General features: G+C 42.4%; 21 protein-coding genes and 2 other annotated features (2 of these 23 only partly in view). All 21 genes read right to left on the bottom strand.

Features of this window, described 5'->3' with window-relative positions; all coding sequences use genetic code 11:
• Window positions 1-45, bottom strand: a sequence feature (ribosomal protein L10 leader region) (it extends 96 nt beyond the left edge of the window).
• Between the two features lie 45 nt (window positions 46-90).
• The gene (rplA, locus tag QF06_RS19585; RefSeq protein ID WP_003235040.1) at window positions 91-789 is read right to left on the bottom strand and encodes a 50S ribosomal protein L1; all 699 of its coding nucleotides are present in this window, start codon (window positions 787-789) and stop codon (window positions 91-93) included.
• Window positions 790-883: 94 nt separating this feature from the next.
• Window positions 884-1,309, bottom strand: coding sequence for a 50S ribosomal protein L11 (gene rplK / locus QF06_RS19580; RefSeq protein ID WP_003156430.1), 426 nt, complete (start codon window positions 1,307-1,309; stop codon window positions 884-886).
• Window positions 1,310-1,476: 167 nt separating this feature from the next.
• Complete coding sequence (nusG, locus tag QF06_RS19575) at window positions 1,477-2,010, bottom strand: transcription termination/antitermination protein NusG (protein ID WP_003225764.1); 534 nt, start codon at window positions 2,008-2,010, stop codon at window positions 1,477-1,479.
• Between the two features lie 178 nt (window positions 2,011-2,188).
• The gene (gene secE / locus QF06_RS19570; RefSeq protein ID WP_004399676.1) at window positions 2,189-2,368 is read right to left on the bottom strand and encodes a preprotein translocase subunit SecE; all 180 of its coding nucleotides are present in this window, start codon (window positions 2,366-2,368) and stop codon (window positions 2,189-2,191) included.
• Window positions 2,369-2,401: 33 nt separating this feature from the next.
• The gene (gene rpmG, locus QF06_RS21650) at window positions 2,402-2,551 is read right to left on the bottom strand and encodes a 50S ribosomal protein L33 (RefSeq protein ID WP_003156421.1); all 150 of its coding nucleotides are present in this window, start codon (window positions 2,549-2,551) and stop codon (window positions 2,402-2,404) included.
• Window positions 2,552-2,643: 92 nt separating this feature from the next.
• On the bottom strand, window positions 2,644-3,300 hold the full coding sequence (gene sigH, locus QF06_RS19565) for an RNA polymerase sporulation sigma factor SigH (RefSeq protein ID WP_003225758.1): 657 nt from the start codon (window positions 3,298-3,300) through the stop codon (window positions 2,644-2,646).
• 62 nt (window positions 3,301-3,362) lie between these two features.
• On the bottom strand, window positions 3,363-3,875 hold the full coding sequence (gene rae1 / locus QF06_RS19560) for a ribosome-dependent mRNA decay endonuclease Rae1/YacP (RefSeq protein WP_003235032.1): 513 nt from the start codon (window positions 3,873-3,875) through the stop codon (window positions 3,363-3,365).
• A 6-nt stretch (window positions 3,876-3,881) separates the two neighbouring features.
• Window positions 3,882-4,631, bottom strand: a complete 750-nt coding sequence (rlmB, locus tag QF06_RS19555) for a 23S rRNA (guanosine(2251)-2'-O)-methyltransferase RlmB (RefSeq protein WP_004399684.1) — start codon at window positions 4,629-4,631, stop codon at window positions 3,882-3,884.
• Window positions 4,615-5,046, bottom strand: a complete 432-nt coding sequence (locus tag QF06_RS19550; RefSeq protein WP_004399685.1) for a mini-ribonuclease 3 — start codon at window positions 5,044-5,046, stop codon at window positions 4,615-4,617. The genes rlmB and QF06_RS19550 overlap by 17 nt, the downstream gene beginning before the upstream one ends.
• A 3-nt stretch (window positions 5,047-5,049) precedes the next feature.
• A complete protein-coding gene (gene cysS / locus QF06_RS19545) occupies window positions 5,050-6,450 on the bottom strand; it encodes a cysteine--tRNA ligase (RefSeq protein ID WP_004399682.1) in 1,401 nt (466 codons plus the stop codon).
• Window positions 6,447-7,100, bottom strand: coding sequence for a serine O-acetyltransferase (gene cysE, locus QF06_RS19540; RefSeq protein WP_003225749.1), 654 nt, complete (start codon window positions 7,098-7,100; stop codon window positions 6,447-6,449). Before cysE ends, cysS begins: the two co-directional genes overlap by 4 nt.
• A 68-nt stretch (window positions 7,101-7,168) precedes the next feature.
• Window positions 7,169-7,399, bottom strand: a binding site (T-box leader).
• 2 nt (window positions 7,400-7,401) lie between these two features.
• Window positions 7,402-8,853: a glutamate--tRNA ligase gene (gene gltX, locus QF06_RS19530; protein ID WP_004399675.1), complete on the bottom strand. Its 1,452-nt coding sequence runs from the start codon at window positions 8,851-8,853 to the stop codon at window positions 7,402-7,404.
• Between the two features lie 90 nt (window positions 8,854-8,943).
• Window positions 8,944-9,420 (bottom strand): 2-C-methyl-D-erythritol 2,4-cyclodiphosphate synthase, encoded by a 477-nt coding sequence (gene ispF, locus QF06_RS19525; RefSeq protein WP_003225745.1) that lies wholly within the window; start codon window positions 9,418-9,420, stop codon window positions 8,944-8,946.
• On the bottom strand, window positions 9,413-10,111 hold the full coding sequence (gene ispD / locus QF06_RS19520) for a 2-C-methyl-D-erythritol 4-phosphate cytidylyltransferase (RefSeq protein WP_003235019.1): 699 nt from the start codon (window positions 10,109-10,111) through the stop codon (window positions 9,413-9,415). Before ispD ends, ispF begins: the two co-directional genes overlap by 8 nt.
• Before the next feature lie 14 nt (window positions 10,112-10,125).
• Window positions 10,126-11,226 (bottom strand): PIN/TRAM domain-containing protein, encoded by a 1,101-nt coding sequence (locus QF06_RS19515; protein WP_003235014.1) that lies wholly within the window; start codon window positions 11,224-11,226, stop codon window positions 10,126-10,128.
• A 115-nt stretch (window positions 11,227-11,341) separates the two neighbouring features.
• Window positions 11,342-12,424 carry a DNA integrity scanning diadenylate cyclase DisA gene (gene disA / locus QF06_RS19510; RefSeq protein WP_003225736.1) on the bottom strand — a complete coding sequence of 361 codons (1,083 nt, stop codon included), beginning with the start codon at window positions 12,422-12,424 and terminating at the stop codon, window positions 11,342-11,344.
• Between the two features lie 3 nt (window positions 12,425-12,427).
• Entirely contained in the window at window positions 12,428-13,804 is a 1,377-nt protein-coding gene (radA, locus tag QF06_RS19505; protein WP_004399687.1) for a DNA repair protein RadA, read from the bottom strand.
• 91 nt (window positions 13,805-13,895) lie between these two features.
• Complete coding sequence (gene clpC / locus QF06_RS19500; RefSeq protein WP_003235011.1) at window positions 13,896-16,328, bottom strand: ATP-dependent protease ATP-binding subunit ClpC; 2,433 nt, start codon at window positions 16,326-16,328, stop codon at window positions 13,896-13,898.
• Window positions 16,325-17,416, bottom strand: coding sequence for a protein-arginine kinase McsB (locus QF06_RS19495; RefSeq protein ID WP_003235007.1), 1,092 nt, complete (start codon window positions 17,414-17,416; stop codon window positions 16,325-16,327). Before QF06_RS19495 ends, clpC begins: the two co-directional genes overlap by 4 nt.
• On the bottom strand, window positions 17,416-17,973 hold the full coding sequence (gene mcsA / locus QF06_RS19490; RefSeq protein ID WP_009966297.1) for a protein-arginine kinase activator protein McsA: 558 nt from the start codon (window positions 17,971-17,973) through the stop codon (window positions 17,416-17,418). The genes QF06_RS19495 and mcsA overlap by 1 nt, the downstream gene beginning before the upstream one ends.
• A gap of 13 nt (window positions 17,974-17,986) precedes the next feature.
• A protein-coding gene (gene ctsR / locus QF06_RS19485) for a transcriptional regulator CtsR (RefSeq protein WP_003225724.1) crosses the window boundary here: on the bottom strand, window positions 17,987-18,346 show its 3' portion. Its footprint extends 105 nt past the window's final position; only the last 360 of its 465 coding nucleotides appear in the window; its start codon lies beyond the right edge, outside the window; the stop codon is at window positions 17,987-17,989.

Genomic DNA, 18,346 nt, shown 5'->3' with positions numbered 1-18,346 from the left:
AAGCGGTTAGGCCCCTACTGTCTACGGTATAAATGATATTCTATTTTACAACATTTTGAATAATATCAGAATGTTGATGTCATGTCAATATTATTTTACGTTAAAAGTTGAAGAGTCTACTTTGACACCAGGTCCCATAGTAGAAGTTACAGCAACGTTTTTCACGTAAACGCCTTTAGCTGCAGCAGGTTTAGCTTTAAGGATTGTATCGTACATTGTTGTGAAGTTCTCAACAAGTTTTTCATCCTCGAAAGAAACTTTACCGATAGGAACATGAATGTTTCCAGCTTTATCAACGCGGTATTCAACTTTACCAGCTTTGATTTCGCCGATAGCTTTTTCAACTTCGAAAGTAACTGTACCAGTTTTAGGGTTCGGCATTAAACCTTTTGGTCCAAGTACACGACCGATTTTACCAACTTCACCCATCATGTCAGGTGTAGCTACGATAACATCGAAATCGAACCAGCCTTGTTGAATTTTGTTGATGTAGTCAGTATCGCCTACGAAATCTGCACCAGCAGCTTCAGCTTCTTTCGCTTTTTCGCCTTTTGCGAAAACGAGAACGCGCTGAGTTTTACCAGTTCCGTTTGGAAGCACAACTGCTCCACGGATTTGCTGGTCGTTTTTACGAGGGTCAACCCCTAAACGGAAAGCCACTTCAACTGTAGCGTCGAATTTAGCTGTGTTTGTTTTTTTAACGAGAGCTACTGCTTCAGAGACGTCGTAAGCTTTAGAACGGTCTACAAGCTTAGCAGCTTCAACGTACTTTTTACCTTTTTTAGCCATTTTAAAATTTCCTCCTTATGTGGTTATAGCGGAATAACCTCCCACGAATAAGGGTTGCGAACTTGTTAAAACTCGCAACCCGACAAGAAACAAATTAATCCTCGATTACAATACCCATACTGCGGGCAGTACCTTCAACCATGCGCATTGCCGCTTCAACGTCTGCTGCGTTTAAGTCAGGCATTTTCGTTTCAGCGATTTCGCGTACTTTATCGCGCTTAACGGTTGCCACTTTATTACGGTTTGGTTCACCAGAACCAGACTCAATTCCAGCTGCTTTTTTAAGCAATACTGCAGCAGGTGGAGTTTTTGTAATAAATGTAAATGAACGGTCTTCGTAAACCGAAATTTCAACAGGAATGATTAAACCAGCTTGGTCAGCTGTACGAGCGTTAAACTCCTTACAGAATCCCATGATGTTAACACCGGCTTGACCAAGTGCAGGTCCAACTGGTGGTGCTGGGTTAGCTTTTCCAGCAGGAATTTGCAATTTTACAACTTTAACTACTTTTTTAGCCACGAGACACACCTCCTTAAGTCCGTGATGTGGTAATAGGGTAAACCCTCCCACTCAAGGTTTCATTCTTTATATGAATGACGAAATATCATGCTAGTTGCCTTGGATAAGTCCAAGACGTACCTTTGCTATATTATCATTTATATATAGCAATTTCAAGTTTTTTCACATTACAATTTATCGATTTGGGTAAATTCCAGCTCAACCGGCGTTTCACGGCCAAACATATTAACGAAAACTTTGACCTTGCTTTTATCATAATCAATCTCTTCAATTGATCCTGTAAAGTTAGCAAAAGGTCCGTCTATTACTTTCACTGTCTCTTTCAGTTCAAAGTCAATATCAGTTTTTCGTTCATCCATGCCCATTCTCTTCAGAATGGTTTCTGCTTCCCCCGGAAGAAGCGGCGTCGGTTTTGAACCTGACCCGGCAGATCCTACGAATCCAGTAACGCCCGGCGTGTTGCGGACGACATACCAAGAGTCGTCTGTCATTACAATTTCAACAAGCACATAACCAGGGAATACTTTCTTTTTCACGACTTTTTTCTTGCCGTTTTTGATATCCGTTTCTTCTTCTTCGGGTACGACTACACGGAAAATTTTATCCTGCATCCCCATTGATTCAACACGCTTTTCCAAGTTGGCTTTTACTTTATTCTCATAACCAGAGTACGTGTGAACAACATACCAATTCTTTTCCATTCTATTCAGGACTGTCCAGTCCTTCCCTCCCCGCATTTGGTTTTAGTGAATTACCATAACGCTTCAAAAAATAGGCGGCAAGCCTATGATAACTTTCATTTTAAGCCACAATAAAAAACCCGCTGAACGGGTTTTGGCAAGTAATATTATGATCTATTATAGCACGTATTGCTGATCATTATTCAACTATTAAACGAATTAATTGAGAAATTCCTGTGTCAAGGAGGGCAAAAAAGATAACAAAAAAGATAACTGTTGAAATTACCGTAATGGTATAACGCGTTAACTCTTTTCCTTTAGGCCAGCTTACCTTTTTCATTTCTTTCCCAACATCTTTAAAGAATTTCATAATACGCATGTAAAAGACCTCCACAATTTAAAAGCGCAAAAACTATTTTGTTTCAAGATGAGCTGTATGTGAATTGCAAGTACTGCAGTATTTCTTTACTTCTAATCGCTCAGCCGCTGATGCAGAGCTCTTCATTGTCGTATAATTACGGTTTCCGCATGTCTTGCATGCTAACGTAATCTTTTTTCTCATGTCATTACACCTTTTTCTAAATAGACATTAGTTCTTATCTTTAGTAACATATCATAGTCAGAAAAATACTGTCAATATAGCATAAATTCCTATTACAAACTGATTTCGCGAATTTCCAAGTACTTCTCCAGCTTGCGTTTCACACGCTGAAGGGCATTGTCGATCGATTTCACATGTCGGTTCAGTTCATCAGAAATCTCTTGGTAACTTCTCCCGTCGAGATATAAGACGAGTACTTTTCTCTCTAAATCACTTAATAGTTCTCCCATTTTCATTTCAATATCATCAAATTCTTCCTGATTAATGATCATTTCCTCAGGATTTAAGGTTTTCGCTCCTGAAATGACATCCAGCAGCGTTCGGTCTGATTCTTCATCAAAGATCGGTTTATCTAATGAGACGTAGGAATTCAAAGGAATGTGTTTCTGGCGAGTAGCTGTCTTTATTGCGGTAATAATTTGGCGGGTAATACATAATTCTGCAAAAGCTTTGAATGAGGTAAGCTTGTCCTCTTTGAAGTCACGAATAGACTTATAGAGGCCTATCATGCCTTCCTGAACAATATCCTCTCTGTCCGCCCCTATTAAGAAATAGGATCTTGCTTTTGCCCGAACAAAGTTTCGGTACTTCGTAATCAAGTAATCTAACGCATCACTGTCCCCAACATGAACCTTTTCAATGACCTGCTCGTCCTCCAACTGGCAAAACTGCTCTTTGTTGAATTTTCCCTTGTTGTTCTGTAGATTCACTCCGATCCCCCCGGCGCACGTAGATAGAAATATTATACAGTATTGGGCAAAAAAGCGTCAACTTAATCTAAGTCTCCCCGCCTCCACTTTTCAAACGTTTTCAAAACCTCTTCCGATAAAGCAATTTTACCCGCCGGCTTTTCGGAAGTGATTTTTCTTACCCGTCTCTCTATTCGCCTTTCAATCGTTTCTACCTCTCTCAGAAGCTCCCGGGCCGATTTCCGCAATGCCCCCTGTCCGAAAATCGCCCACTGCTCAGTATAGTCAGAGGTCGCAACGTGAATTTGAGTCGCAATATTATTCAAAGCCTGAGCGAGCTTTTCTATCCGCTCATCAGCCGTCTCATTTTCTTTTGTAAAAATTACTTCAACTCTATGGTTGGTCTGTTTTTTCTCAAGCCCTTTTACGAGATGCGCGTCAAAAACAACAATAACCCTGTTTCCTGTATACGATTGATATTCCGCCATTTTCTGAATCAGTACGTCTCTCGCCTCTTCAAAACTGTTCGCTTTTAAATCCTTCAGCTGCGGCCAGGCTCCAATCATGTTGTACCCGTCTACTAACAGGATATCCATGGGTCTTTATTCTCCCACAGGGTTTCGTTTCCGGTAGACTTCATACATCAAAAGACCAGCCGCGACAGATGCATTTAGTGAAGTTACCTTTCCGGCCATCGGGAGTTTAATGAGAAAATCGCACTTTTCCTTCACAAGGCGGCCCATCCCTTTTCCTTCACTTCCGATGACTAGAGCCAAAGGCATATTGCCGTCCATATTACGGAAATCCTCACGCGCGGACGCATCCGTTCCGACAACCCAGATTCCCCGCTCTTTCATCTCTTCTAACGTCCGTGCCAAATTGGTGACTCTTGCTACAGGAATGTGCTCAATTGCTCCTGTTGAAGCTTTTGCCACTGTTGTTGTCAGCCCGACAGCTCTCCGTTTTGGAATGACGATGCCATGAGCGCCGACCGCATCTGCTGTCCTCATAATGGAACCAAGATTATGAGGGTCTTCAAGCTCGTCCAGAATGAGGAAGAAAGGCTGTTCATTTTTTTCTTCGGCTGCTTTATATAAATCGTCCAGTTCTGCATATTCATACGCTGCAACCTGTGCCACTACGCCCTGATGCTGTCCTGTCACCATTTGATCGAGTTTTTTTCTCGGGACGTATTGAATCGTGATTCCCTGCTTTTTGGCAAGCTCAATCACTTGCTGTGCTTGTCCCTTTACGGTGTTTTCCGCCATCCACAGCTTATACAGCTTCCGATCAGATTTTAACGTCTCGATCACTGCATTTTTCCCTATGACGTAATCATGTTGCTGACTCATTTGTTTTCCTCCCTGACGTCCCGAATTGTATAGCTTCGGCTACGAGCTGACTAAGTCGTTCCTCTTTTTTCTCTAGAAAAAGGTAGCCCAGAAGCGCTTCAAATGCTGTACTGTAGCGGTACGTCTGAACATCTGTATTTTTAGGTGTTGTCCCTGACTTGGCATTTCTGCCTCTTTTCAGCACCGCTTCCTCTTCTTCCGTAAAAAATGATTGATTCTGCAGAAAAAATAGGATCTCAGCCTGTGACTTTGCTGAAACAATCCGGCTTGATTTCTTATGAAGATCATTTGGTTTGGTAAAGCCCTGCTTAAGCAGGTGATGCCTGACATACACTTCAAAAATGGCATCACCTATATAAGCAAGCGCAAGACCGTTAAGCTGCTTAGAATCTTTTATCGTATCAAATTCAAGCATCTGTTATTCTCCCCGTTTCCAGCGAGTGCCTTGAGCCGTATCTTCAAGAATGATATTCATGCTTTTCAGCTGGTCGCGGATCTGGTCTGACAATGCAAAATCGCGATTCCGGCGCGCTTCATTTCGCTTTTCGATTAAGTCTTCAATCTCTTGATCGAGAAGTTCCTGCTCACCCAACGAAAAACCGAGGACAGAAACAATGCGGTCAAACATCTCAATAAACGCCGTAATCACATGATCAGCCGTATGATCTTTCTGAAGATAATAATTGGCGTGTTTCGCTAAGTCAAACAAGACTGAAATGGCATTCGCCGTATTAAAATCATCGTCCATCTCTTCTTCGAATGCTTTGCGGTGTTCTTCAACCTTTTCAAGCCATTGATCGTCATCTTCGGTTAAATTCGTACTGCTGTTCAGACGGTGCTGAAGATTGCTGTACGCTGTTTTTAAACGGCTGAACGCGCTTTTCGTATTCTCCAGAAGCTCTTCTGAATAGTTAATCGGATGGCGATAATGAACAGATAGCATAAAGAATCTCAAAAGCTGCGGATCATGCTGTTTAATGATGTCATGCACAAGCACAAAGTTGCCTAGTGATTTTGACATTTTTTCATTATCAATATTGATATAACCATTATGAAGCCAGTACTTCGCAAACGTTTTGCCTGTCAGCGCCTCAGATTGCGCAATTTCGTTTTCATGGTGAGGGAATGTTAAATCCTGTCCGCCCGCATGGATATCAATCTGGTCACCGAGATACTTTTTCACCATTGCTGAGCATTCAATGTGCCAGCCCGGACGCCCTTTCCCCCAAGGGCTATCCCAAGAGATTTCTCCTTCTTTTGCCGCTTTCCACAGTGCGAAATCAAGAGCATCTTCTTTTTTCTCGCCGACCCGGATGCGTGCACCTGATCTTAGTTCATCGATTGATTGCTGAGAAAGCTTTCCGTACCCTTCAAATGCTCTGGTTTTGAAATATACGTCACCTTCTGATTCATATGCGTAGCCCTTTTTCACGAGCTGATCTACGAATTCGATAATGGCATCCATGTTCTCCATTACTCGCGGATGAAGGTCGGCTTTTCGGCAGCCGAGCGCACCTACGTCTTCAAAGTATGCTTTAATAAAACGCTCTGAAATGGTGGGTACATCCTCACCGAGTTCATTTGCCGCTTTAATTAATTTATCGTCTACGTCTGTGAAGTTAGAGACATACTGCACATCATAGCCTTTATACTCTAAATAGTTTCGAACCGTATCGTAAACGATTGCCGGACGCGCGTTCCCGATATGAATGTAATTGTAAACCGTGGGTCCGCATACATACATTTTCACTTTTCCCTCTTCAAGAGGAACGAATGTTTCCTTCTGTCTAGTCAATGTATTATAAAGTGTGATTGTCATTTTTGATTGATCCTTTCTTTTCTGTCTTCAAGTTCTGCCTTCAGCTCTAAAATCTGCTGTTCCAAAGACTTAAAGCGGTCAGCAACTGGATCGGGCAAATCCTGATGGTTTAAATCGCGTCTTACTTTCTTGCCATTTTGTACAACGACCCGTCCAGGGATACCGACAACTGTTGAAAAATCAGGAACATCATGCAGCACTACTGAACCAGCGCCAATCTTTGAGCCTTCACCGACCGTAATAGAACCGAGCACTTTAGCACCTGTGGCTATCAATGCGTCATCTTTAATCGTTGGGTGCCTTTTTCCCTTTTCTTTTCCCGTTCCCCCGAGGGTAACCCCCTGAAAAACGGTTACGTTATTGCCGATTTCACATGTCTCCCCAATGACAACCCCCATGCCGTGGTCTATGAAAAATCTTCTCCCGATTGTAGCGCCGGGGTGGATTTCTATCCCGGTAAAAAATCGGCTTACTTGAGATATAAGGCGTGCAAGGAAATAAAATTTTCGTTTATATAAAGCATGTGCAATCCGATGCGCCCATATAGCATGTAAACCGGAATAAGTTAAAATCACTTCAAAATAGCTTCTTGCTGCGGGATCTTGATCGAACACAGTATCAATGTCTTCTTTGAGCATTCTAAAAAACACATGCTTCCCCCCGTTTCTCTATCTGATTTCCTCTACCCAATAAAAAAAGCGTCTCTGCATGTAAACATGACAGAGACGCTTTAACCGCGCGGTTCCACTCTGTTTGAAAAGCAGACTTCTGCTCTCCCAACTTCAGCCTGTAACGGCGGCGGCCGCCTTTGAATACTGATTTCAAAAAACGTTCTTCAAAGGTCTTAAGGGCGCACTTCTAAAACCCGGCTCATGGATCTCTCTCAGCCAATGAAGATCCTTTCTGTAATGGCCTAAAGCTTTATACTCTTCCCTGTCAACAATCATTTATTTAGATATTCTTTAAACGCTGAATTGCAGTCTCTTTACCGATCAATTCAATTGATTGCGGCAGTTCCGGACCGTGAGTTTGCCCTGTTACAGCAACACGAATCGGCATAAACAGTTTTTTCCCTTTATGGCCAGTTTCTTTCTGCACTGCTTTGATCGATGCTTTGATATTATCCGGAGTGAACTCCTCAAGCTCTTCAAGCTTCGCTGCGAATGTGCTGAGCACTTCAGGAACCTGTTCTTCTTCCAGAACAGCTTTCGCTTCTTGATTATACTCGATCTCATCCGTAAAGAACAAATCAGTCAGCTCAACAATTTCCGCACCGTAGCTTAATTGCTCATGATACAGGGAAATCAGTTTACGAACCCATTCTTGTTCTTCAGCAGAAAGCTCAGTGCCAACTTTGCCGGCTTTTTGCAAATGCGGAAGCGTCAGTTCAACAACCTGATCAAGATCCAGCTTCTTCACATATTGGTTGTTAACCCATTTTAGCTTATGCATATCAAACAAAGCTGGTGATTTAGATAAACGATTTACATCAAAAATTTCAATAAACTGCTCTTTTGTGAAAAGCTCTTCTTCTCCAACCGGTGACCAGCCTAACAAGCCGATAAAGTTGAACAGCGCTTCTGGCAGGTAGCCAAGCTCTTTGTACTGCTCGATGAATTGAATAATGGATTCATCACGTTTGCTGAGCTTTTTACGGCTTTCGTTTACAATCAGCGTCATGTGTCCGAACTGAGGAATATCCCACCCGAATGCTTGATAGATCATAATCTGTTTCGGTGTGTTAGAAATATGATCCTCACCGCGCAGCACGTGTGTCATTTTCATTAAGTAGTCATCAATAGCTACCGCGAAGTTATAAGTAGGCGTTCCGTCCTTTTTCACAATAACGAAGTCGCCGATGCCATCTGATTCAAAAGAAATTTCGCCTTTTACGATGTCGTTGAAGGCGATGACTTTTCCTTCCGGCACACGGAAACGAATACTTGGTTTTCTGCCTTCGGCGATAAATTTCTCCTGTTCTTCCTGAGTCAGGTCTCTGTGTTTTCCGGAATAACGAGGCATTTCTCCGCGGGCAATCTGTTCTTCACGCTCTTTTTCAAGCTCTTCTTCCGTACAGTAACATTTATAAGCAAGCCCTTTTTCAAGAAGCTCTTCATAGTACACTTTATAGATATCGTTACGCTCTGACTGACGGTATGGACCGTACTCTCCTCCGACATCCACACTCTCATCCCAGTCAATACCTAGCCACTTCAGATAATTCAGCTGGCTTTGTTCTCCGCCCTCAATATTGCGCTTTTTATCTGTGTCCTCAACTCGAATGATAAACTTACCGCCTTGATTGCGGGCAAATAAATAATTAAAAAGCGCCGTTCTGGCATTTCCAATATGCAAATGTCCGGTTGGACTCGGTGCATAACGGACGCGTACTTCGTTTCCCATTTTCAAATACTTCCTTTCATGTCATGTATGGCCTCAGGCAAAAATGTATGAATCTATTCTACCACCAAATAGACCCGGCATCAAAACAAGTTAGCCTTTTTGTATCAGTACTGTCGCCTGAGCCGCTATTCCTTCCGCCCGGCCTGTAAATCCAAGCTTTTCTGTCGTTGTTGCTTTTACATTTACTTGAGAAACATCTGCCTCAAGGCCTTCAGCAATTCTTTTTCTCATATCTTCTATGTACGGCAGCATCTTCGGCTTTTGCGCTATGATGGTGCAATCAATGTTCCCAAGGACATACCCCTTCTGTTTCACGATTCCCCAGACATGCTGAAGTAATTTGAAAGAATCTGCGTCCTTGAACTCGGGATCTGTGTCAGGAAAATGCTTGCCTATGTCTCCTTCACCCACAGCTCCCAGGCAGGCGTCAGCGACGGTATGCAACAATACGTCTGCATCAGAATGGCCAAGCAGCCCTTTTTCGTACGGGATTTCAATTCCGCCAATAATGAGAGGACGGCCCTCCACTAATTGATGCACATCAAATCCTTGTCCAATTCTAAACATGTTTATTCCCACTTTCTGATTCCATGATAGCTTCAGCTGACGTCAAATCGTCTGGCGTCGTCAGCTTAATATTTGTATAGCTGCCTTCTACAACACGGACCGAACCGCCCTCCATCTGTTCAACGAGGCTGGCGTCATCCGTCCCTAAAAATCCCTTGCGCTCGGCCTCAGCGTGAGCCTTCATCAATAAAGAAAGACGAAAAGCTTGTGGCGTTTGGACAGCCCACAAGCTTGAACGTTCAATCGTCTCACTGACTTGTAAATCTTGAACGCGTTTAATCGTATCTTTTACCGGAACAGCAAGGATGGCCGCTCCTGTCTGTTCCGCCTCTGCGATCAGTTCGTCAATTTGTTCATGTTTTATAAATGGACGGGCACCGTCATGTACAAGGACAATCTTTTCCTGCTTTACGGCTTTCAGCCCCTTATACACACTGTGCTGTCGCTCATCTCCGCCTGCAACAAGCTCAATTGAAGTTTGAAACGGGTAATCGGACAGCAATTGCTGAAAGTGCTCCCGCTCCTGCTCGTTAATCACCAAAATGATTTTATCGCACTGCCGGTGGCTGTCAAACACTCTTAACGTGTGTATGATCACCGGGTCTCCCTTCAGCTCAATGAACAGTTTATTTCTCCCTGCCTTCATCCGCTTTCCCTGTCCGGCTGCAGGAATCACCACATCATAACTCATTGTTTCTTCTCCCTTTACAGCGCCTTCTCCAACAGCTTAGGCTTCGCAAAAATCATTCGTCCCGCTGCTGTCTGCAGCACACTTGTGACGAGTACATCAATATGCTTGCCGATATAATTCCGTCCTTCTTCAACGACAATCATCGTACCGTCATCCAAGTAGGCAACTCCCTGATTATGCTCTTTCCCGTCCTTAATGACCTGAACATTCATTTCCTCGCCAGGAAGCACAACAGGCTTAACCGCATTGGCAAGGTCATTAATGTTTAATACTGCTACCTTCTGAAGCTCGCACACTTTATTTAAATTAAAATCATTCGTCACAACGACCCCGGATGTCAGCTTAGCAAGTTTGACGAGCTTGCTGTCAACCTCCTGAATATCTTCAAAGTCGCCTTCGTAAATTTCAACTTCAATGTCTAATTCTTTCTGAATGCGGTTCAGGATATCAAGACCGCGGCGTCCTCTGTTTCGTTTTAAAACATCTGAAGAGTCTGCAATATGCTGCAATTCCTCAAGGACAAACTGCGGAATCACGATAACTCCCTCTAAAAAACCAGTCTGACAAATATCTGCTATTCTCCCATCAATAATAACACTAGTGTCCAAAATTTTCAGCTTCTTGTCTTGAACCTCATGTTCTTCATCAGCTGTTCCTTTTTTCTTTTGCATTCTGGCGGAAATGGAAAACAGGCTGATCAATTCATCCTTTTTCTTAAAGCCCACCTGGAAGCCGAGATAACCGAGGAAGAAAGCCAAAAATACAGGAATTATTGTGCTGAATATGCGGTAAGGTATATTGTCTAAAGGAATAACATTTACGATAAGATAAGCAATTATAAGTCCAAAAACTAAGCCAAGACTTCCAAATAACAAATCTGGAACCGGCGCTTTTAACAATGAATCCTCTATCCACTTCACCCAGTTCACAACGTATTCTGTACCCCATATACTGATGAGAAAAAAGATAATTGCTCCTATTGCCGCAGACGTATATGCGTTTGTTATTAAAGGTATGTCCTGTATATTTAACAGTACAAACAATTCAGGTATCAAAAATATACCAACAACGCCGCCAAAAATAATGAAGAACGCCTGAACTATTCGTTTTAACATACCCCCACCTCCTTTTTTAACATTTTAATTTCACAAAGTCTTATGCATCCTACGAATATCAGAATAAACAAAAACCAACATTAATATACCCGTATTCATAAGGTTTTAACCGAAATCACAGTTGTCTGTCTAAATAATGCTTCTCTTGCAGGCGTTTTAATCCTTTTTTGATTTTTTGGGCTCGTACTTCACCGATTCCCTCTACTTCATCTAATTCTTCTGCACTCGCCTCAATAATCCTTGGCAGGACTCCAAATGCTTCTACAACATTTTCAACAATCGGCATCGGAAGACGCGGTATCTTATTTAACAGCCTGTATCCTCTCGGCAATACATAATCATCAAGATTAGTAGAAGCAGGGTAACCGAGAAGCTTATACACAATGGAATCATCCAGCAGATCATAACTGGACATATCCTGCAGCTCCTTCAAGAGAACAAACGGATCTTTAATCTTTTCTTTTACATAGTCCTTAATAAATAAAGCGGCCTCTTCTTCCATATCCGTAATCAATTCAATGACTTGCAGTTTGATCAGATGCCCTTCTGTCCCCAGCTCTTTGATATACATATTAATTTCGTTTTTGATTCTCAGTACCATTTCATAACGATGCATGACAGACAAGACATCACTGAAGGTAACAAGTTCCTCAAACTCTAACGCGTTCAGTGCATTAATCGTTTTATCGAGGATTGTCTTATATTTTTCAAGTGTTTGAATGGCTTGGTTCGCCTTGGTTAAAATAAATCCTATGTCTTTTAGTGTATACTTCATGTTTTCCTGATATAACGTTATGACATTTCTTCTTTCAGAAATGGCGATTACAAGACAGCCAGTTTGCTTAGCTACTCTTTCGGCAGTTCTGTGCCGCATTCCTGTTTCTGATGAAGAAATTGTGGCATCCGGCATCAGCTGAGTATTCGCGTATAGGATCTTTTGACCAGAATCACTTAAAATGATCGCTCCATCCATTTTAGCCAGCTCATATAAATGCGCCGGAGAAAAAGCCGTGTTTATGTGAAAGCCGCCGTCCACCACTTCTTTTACTTTATCATTATATCCAACAACAATCAGACCGCCTGTATTTGCTCTCAAGACGTTTTCCATCCCCGCTCTGAGCGGTGTACCCGGAGCAACAAACTGCAATATAGATGACAGGTCTAACTCGTGTTTCGCCCCTTTTTTCTCTTTTTCCATCTATTATCCTCCTAATGAAGTACGAAGCGCTTCTGCAACATTTGCTACTCCGATAACCTCAATCCCTTTTGGTTTTGTCCATCCATCCAGATTTGCCGCGGGTATGATCATGCGTTTAAAACCAAGCTTTGCCGCTTCTTTCACACGCTGTTCAATTCTTGAAACCCGCCGGACTTCTCCGGTTAATCCCACTTCTCCAATAAAACAATCTGCAGGATTTGGAGGTGTGTCTCTAAAGCTTGATGCAATACTAATCACAATCGCAAGATCAATTGCCGGTTCATCAAGCTTAACGCCGCCAGCCACTTTCAAATAAGCATCCTGATTTTGCAGCAGCAGTCCAACTCTTTTTTCTAACACAGCCATTAACAGAGAAACCCTGTTATGGTCTATTCCCGTTGCCATACGCCTTGGGTTGCCAAAACTTGTTGGCGAGATGAGTGCCTGAATTTCAACGAGAATCGGTCTAGTGCCCTCCATAGAGGCAGTGATACTCGAGCCTGCGGAACCAGCAGAGCGTTCTTCTAAGAAAATTTCCGAAGGATTCAAAACCTCAGTGAGCCCCTCTTCCCGCATTTCGAAAATGCCCATTTCGTTTGTAGATCCGAAACGGTTTTTTACAGCCCGCAAAATACGGAAAGTATGGTGGCGTTCTCCTTCAAAATATAAAACAGTGTCAACCATATGCTCCAACAGTCTCGGACCTGCAATAGACCCTTCTTTCGTCACGTGCCCTACGATAAAAATCGGAATACCTTTTGTTTTTGCAATTTTCATCAGCTCAGCGGTACATTCTCTGACCTGTGACACACTGCCTGGAGCAGATGTAATATCGCTTTGGTAAACCGTTTGAATAGAGTCAACAACGACAAACGATGGATTCATCTCTTGTATAGCAGACGAAATATACTCCATATCGGTTTCAGATAAAACATGCAGTGACGGATTATTAATGCCGAGACGGTCTGCTCGCAGCTTCGTTTGCTTTACAGATTCTTCTCCCGAAATATACAGGACACTGTTTGATGAGCCTGATAATTGAGCGGAAACCTGCAGTAATAGCGTTGACTTTCCGATACCAGGATCACCGCCAATTAAAACGAGGGAGCCTTTAACGACACCTCCGCCGAGTACTCTGTTAAACTCGCCAAGCTGGGTTTTGACGCGGGGTTCTTCTGATGTTTCGATTGATGTAATAGGTGAAGGTTTCTGTACAGTTTGAACAGAATGAGAAAAAGCCGCTCTCCGATTGGCCGGTGCTTTTTTAATCATTTCTTCCACCATTGTATTCCAAGCACCACAGCCCGGACATTTCCCCATCCATTTTGGAGACTCGTAGCCGCAGGATTGGCAGATGAACTTCGATTTTGTTTTAGCCATATATAGTGTAAGACCTCTCCCTTGTTCTATTTCTTGATATGAAAGTGAGGCATACACTTACATGCTGTATGCCTCATTTCCGTCTTCTATATTAATTCGTTTTAGCAGTCGTTTTTACGACAAATTCGCCATCTTCTACATCAAGAACAATATGCTGTCCTTTATGAATATTTCCTCTGAGGAGTTCTTCAGATAAACGATCCTCGACATGTTTTTGGATCGCTCTTCTTAACGGACGGGCACCGTATTCCAGGTCAACGCCCTCTTCCGCGACTTTCGCTTTTGCAGCATCTGTCAATTCGATAGAAAGATCTTGTTCTTTCAGGCGTTTCGTTAATTGATCAGACATTAATGACACAATCTCAGTGAGATGTTTTTTCTCAAGTGAATGGAAGACAATGATTTCATCAATACGGTTGATGAACTCAGGTCTGAACGCTCGTTTTAATTCACCCATCACTTTATCTTTCATGTCTTTATGATTTTGAGTTTCATCCTGAACGTTAAAGCCGACATATTTATTGCGTTTTAGCTCACTTGCTCCGACGTTTGATGTCATGATCAGAATGGTATTGCGGAAATCGACTGTGCGTCCTTTAGAATCAGTCAATCGTCCGTCTTCAAGAACTTGCAGAAGGATATTGAAGACATCAGGGTGCGCTTTCTCGATCTCATCAAGAAGCACGACAGAGTAAGGTTTTCTTCTGACTTTCTCTGTCAATTGACCGCCTTCATCATATCCCACATAACCCGGAGGTGAACCAACAAGTCTTGAAGTTGAATGTTTTTCCATGTATTCAGACATATCAATTCTGATCATGGATTCTTCATCGCCAAAAATGGATTCAGCAAGTGCTCGTGCAAGTTCTGTTTTACCTACACCTGTAGGGCCTAAGAAAATGAATGAGCCGATTGGGCGTTTAGGATCTTTCAATCCTGCTCTTGCACGTCTGACGGCTTTTGCAACCGCTACAACTGCTTCATCCTGGCCGATGACACGGGAGTGAAGAATGTTTTCCATATTGAGAAGCTTATCAGTTTCAGTTTGGGCGATTTTAGATACAGGCACACCGGTCCAGCTGGATACAACCATCGCAATATCATCCACAGTAACCTCTGAGTTTTCCTGCCCTTGCTTCTCTTTCCATGATTTCTTCGTATCCTCTACTTGCTCGCGCAGGCGTTGTTCAGTATCACGCAAGGAAGCAGCTTTTTCAAACTCTTGGCTTTGCACTGCCGCATCCTTCTCTTTACGAACCTCATCAAGCTTCTGCTCAAGCTCTTTTAAGTTAGGAGGCGTTGTAAATGAGCGCAGTCTCACCTTTGAACCCGCTTCATCGATCAAGTCAATTGCTTTATCCGGAAGGAAGCGGTCAGAAATATATCTGTCAGAAAGCTTAACCGCAGCTTCAATGGCATCATCAGTGATAGAAACGCGGTGGTGGGCTTCGTATCTGTCACGCAGACCTTGTAAAATTTGAATACTTTCATCTACAGATGGCTGATCAACCTGAATCGGCTGAAAACGGCGTTCCAGTGCTGCATCTTTTTCAATATATTTACGGTACTCATCAAGAGTCGTTGCACCAATACATTGGAGTTCGCCACGAGCAAGTGAAGGTTTTAAAATATTAGATGCATCAATAGCACCTTCTGCTCCGCCTGCCCCGATTAATGTATGGAGCTCATCGATGAATAGAATGATATTTCCTGCCTGGCGAATTTCATCCATGACCTTCTTCAGGCGATCCTCAAATTCTCCGCGGTATTTTGTGCCGGCAACAACTGTTCCCATGTCTAATGTCATCACACGTTTATCACGCAAAATTTCGGGTACTTCATTATTGATAATTTGCTGTGCCAAACCTTCTGCGATAGCCGTTTTACCTACACCTGGTTCCCCAATGAGAACAGGGTTGTTTTTCGTTCTGCGGCTTAACACTTCAATGACACGCTGGATCTCCTTGCTTCTGCCGATTACAGGGTCAAGGCTGTCTTCCTTCGCAATAGCAGTTAAGTCTCTTGCCAAGCTGTCAAGCGTAGGCGTATTCGCATTGCTGTTTGTTCCTGCCGCTGATGATCCTGTTTCATTACTTCCTAGAAGCTGGAGCACCTGCTGTCTTGCTTTATTTAAGCTGACACCGAGATTATTCAGAACTCTCGCAGCAACACCTTCTCCTTCACGAATCAGACCAAGAAGAATATGTTCTGTTCCCACATAAGAATGACCGAGTTTTCTTGCCTCATCCATTGAAAGCTCAATGACTTTTTTAGCTCTAGGAGTATAATGAATCGTTTGAGACATTTCCTGCCCGCGCCCGATCAAACTTTCTACTTCTTTCTGAATTTTTTCTGAACCGAGTCCAAGCGCTTGAAGAGCTTTAGCAGCAATGCCCTCTCCTTCTCTTACCAGTCCTAATAAAATATGCTCAGTGCCAATGTTATTATGACCTAACCGAAGTGCTTCTTCCTGTGCTAGCGCCAGTACTTTTTGAGCTCGTTCTGTAAATCTTCCAAACATCATATCGATTCATCCTCCTGTCTTTTCCCATTCATTTCTAAGTGAAGCCGTTCTCTGATGAGAGCCGCTCTTCGAATGTCCCTTTCGTTCGGTCGCAAAGCGCCTCCCGAGTATTGCTGTAAAAACCCTGGCTGCGTCAAAATCATAAGTTCGTTAAGTATGTTGCTTGAAAGTCCTTTTATTATGCCTAAGTCTATGCCTAACCGAACATCTGAAAGGCACTTTGCAGTTTCTTTCGATTCTATCATCCGGCAATTAGACAAGACCCCATATGACCGATATACCCGATCCTCAAGTTCGATTTTAGAAGTTTGATAAATCGCTTCTCGGGCAGATCGTTCTTGTTCAATCAACTGAGCAGCAACACTGTTAAGATCCTCTACAATATCCTGCTCTGACTTACCAAGCGTGATCTGATTTGAAATTTGAAAGATATTCCCTACTGCTTCGCTGCCTTCCCCATAAATTCCTCTAACAACTAAGCCTAATTGATTAATTGCCGGTATAATTCGATTTATTTGCCTAGTTAAAACCAGCGCCGGCAGATGCATCATGACCGAAGCCCTTAAACCAGTACCTACGTTTGTAGGACAGCTGGTTAAGTATCCTCTTTGCTCATTGAATGCATAATCAACTTTTTCTTCAATCCAGTCGTCGACCTGGTTTGCGGCTTTCATTGCTTCTAAAAGCTGAAATCCAGGGAAAAGACACTGAATTCTAATATGGTCCTCTTCATTTAGCATGACGCTTACTTCCTCATTTTCAGAAAGCAAACAGCCGCCAAAAGGAGACTCTGTCAAATTCGGGCTGATTAGATGTTTTTCAACAAGTACACGCTTTTCTAAAGGCTGTGCATCATTCATTCTAATCAAAACAAATTTGCCGATTCCGGGAATTTCTTGCTCTGAAAACTGATCTTCAAATTGCTGTATGATGGATGAGGCTTCTTCATTGGAATACCGCGTAGGGAACCGAATATGCTCAAAGTTTCTTGCTAAACGTATGCGGCTGCTGAGTACAATGTCACTTTCAGGTCCTTTCTGCTTCATCCAACTGCTTAGTGCGTCCTGAATAAAATGCTTTAGCGACATTACTCCTGTTCCTCCTCACTATCTGTACTTTTGAGTGATTGTTCTAATAAACGAATTTGATCTCTTACATGAGCTGCATTTTCAAATTCTTCTTGATGGATTAAGGATTCTAATTCCTTTTTTAGCATATCAATCTGCCGTCTGACATGAAGATTGCCGCCTATTCGTTTCGGTATCTTACCTGCATGCACAGTGTTTCCGCTGTGCACTTTACGTAGGATTGGTGTAATGTTGCTATGAAATGTTTTGTAACATTCAGAACATCCAAAACGGCCAATTTTTCTGAATTGCTGAAAAGTCATTCCGCATTTCGGACAAGCAGATATTTGCTCCGAGTGACTGAACATTTGAGTTCCTGCATTTTGAAATGAAGAATCCATGTTCAGTAAACCCGAAAGTAAATTATGAATAGAGAAACCCTGATTTGCACTTATACCATATGAATCACTATTTTCTTTGGCACATTGTTCACAAATATGAACTTCTATTTTTTCTCCGTTAACAACCTTTGTAAAGTGAAAAGTGGCTGGTCTCTCGTGGCACTCTTGACAAATCAATCTTTTCACCCGCTTATTTTAATTTTAAAGAAGTCAGCATTGCCTTCATCATTCTCGCTCTTAATTCATCACGTTCAGGTAAGTCAATGTGTAAAACTGAGCGGTCCATTACGCTGACCATCATTTTTGCTTCTCTTTCTGAAATTACCTTGTCTTCTAATAGCCTTAAAATAATGTCATCAGAGGCTGCTTGAGACAAATGGGTATTAATTTGAGAAATTATATTATTGATCAGGACAACTTCATTGTTCATTTTAATTTTAATGATTCTGATGTAACCGCCGCCCCCGCGTTTGCTCTCAACAATATATCCTCTTTCGCTTGTAAATCTGGTGTTGATGACATAATTTATTTGGGAAGGAACGCATTGAAA

It is taken from the genome of Bacillus sp. YP1 (assembly GCF_000877815.1).
Classification (GTDB): Bacteria; Bacillota; Bacilli; order Bacillales; family Bacillaceae; genus Bacillus; species Bacillus subtilis.
The sequence above is the reverse complement of the archived record's forward strand: the minus strand, read 5'-3'. Positions and strand labels throughout refer to the sequence as shown.

What these genes read in the sequence shown, in the direction of transcription:
- rplA (WP_003235040.1), bottom strand. Translation starts at nt 789, where the DNA reads ATGGCTAAAAAAGGTAAAAAGTACGTTGAAGCTGCTAAGCTTGTAGAC.
- nusG (WP_003225764.1), bottom strand. Translation starts at nt 2,010, where the DNA reads ATGGAAAAGAATTGGTATGTTGTTCACACGTACTCTGGTTATGAGAAT.
- secE (WP_004399676.1), bottom strand. Translation starts at nt 2,368, where the DNA reads ATGCGTATTATGAAATTCTTTAAAGATGTTGGGAAAGAAATGAAAAAG.
- rpmG (WP_003156421.1), bottom strand. Translation starts at nt 2,551, where the DNA reads ATGAGAAAAAAGATTACGTTAGCATGCAAGACATGCGGAAACCGTAAT.
- rae1 (WP_003235032.1), bottom strand. Translation starts at nt 3,875, where the DNA reads ATGGATATCCTGTTAGTAGACGGGTACAACATGATTGGAGCCTGGCCG.
- rlmB (WP_004399684.1), bottom strand. Translation starts at nt 4,631, where the DNA reads ATGAGTCAGCAACATGATTACGTCATAGGGAAAAATGCAGTGATCGAG.
- QF06_RS19550 (WP_004399685.1), bottom strand. Translation starts at nt 5,046, where the DNA reads ATGCTTGAATTTGATACGATAAAAGATTCTAAGCAGCTTAACGGTCTT.
- cysS (WP_004399682.1), bottom strand. Translation starts at nt 6,450, where the DNA reads ATGACAATCACACTTTATAATACATTGACTAGACAGAAGGAAACATTC.
- gltX (WP_004399675.1), bottom strand. Translation starts at nt 8,853, where the DNA reads ATGGGAAACGAAGTACGCGTCCGTTATGCACCGAGTCCAACCGGACAT.
- ispF (WP_003225745.1), bottom strand. Translation starts at nt 9,420, where the DNA reads ATGTTTAGAATTGGACAAGGATTTGATGTGCATCAATTAGTGGAGGGC.
- ispD (WP_003235019.1), bottom strand. Translation starts at nt 10,111, where the DNA reads ATGAGTTATGATGTGGTGATTCCTGCAGCCGGACAGGGAAAGCGGATG.
- QF06_RS19515 (WP_003235014.1), bottom strand. Translation starts at nt 11,226, where the DNA reads ATGTTAAAACGAATAGTTCAGGCGTTCTTCATTATTTTTGGCGGCGTT.
- disA (WP_003225736.1), bottom strand. Translation starts at nt 12,424, where the DNA reads ATGGAAAAAGAGAAAAAAGGGGCGAAACACGAGTTAGACCTGTCATCT.
- radA (WP_004399687.1), bottom strand. Translation starts at nt 13,804, where the DNA reads ATGGCTAAAACAAAATCGAAGTTCATCTGCCAATCCTGCGGCTACGAG.
- clpC (WP_003235011.1), bottom strand. Translation starts at nt 16,328, where the DNA reads ATGATGTTTGGAAGATTTACAGAACGAGCTCAAAAAGTACTGGCGCTA.
- QF06_RS19495 (WP_003235007.1), bottom strand. Translation starts at nt 17,416, where the DNA reads ATGTCGCTAAAGCATTTTATTCAGGACGCACTAAGCAGTTGGATGAAG.